We start from the raw sequence: 352 nt of genomic DNA on the forward strand, positions 1-352 counted from the left end.
CGAACGAGGTGACCACGCCGAAGTTGCCGCCGCCGCCTCGCAGTGCCCAGATCAGCTCGGGGTGCTCTTGCTCGGATGCCCGCAGCAGCTCGCCGTCGGCCGTCACGATGTCGACAGCAAGGAGGTTGTCGGCCGTGAGGCCGTGCTTGCGCATCAGCCAGCCGACGCCACCGCCCAGGGTGAGTCCGGCCACTCCGGTGTGGCTCACGATACCGCCGGTGGTGGCCAGACCGTAAGCCTGCGTCTCATGATCGACGTCGCCCCACAGCGCGCCACCCTGCACCCAGGCCCTGCGGTTGGTGGGGTCGACTCGCACGCCCCTCATGGCCGAGAGGTCAATGACGATTCCATC

Annotated in this window: 1 protein-coding gene; it reads right to left on the bottom strand. The window is 68.5% G+C overall.

All coding sequences use genetic code 11. From position 1 onward, the window contains the following. Positions 1 to 352 (bottom strand): FAD-dependent oxidoreductase (locus EN818_RS31205; protein ID WP_135906668.1); only part of this gene is annotated, 352 nt, incomplete at both ends.

Origin of the sequence: Mesorhizobium sp. M3A.F.Ca.ET.175.01.1.1 (assembly GCF_004791945.1) — a bacterium.
GTDB lineage: Bacteria > Pseudomonadota > Alphaproteobacteria > Rhizobiales > Rhizobiaceae > Mesorhizobium.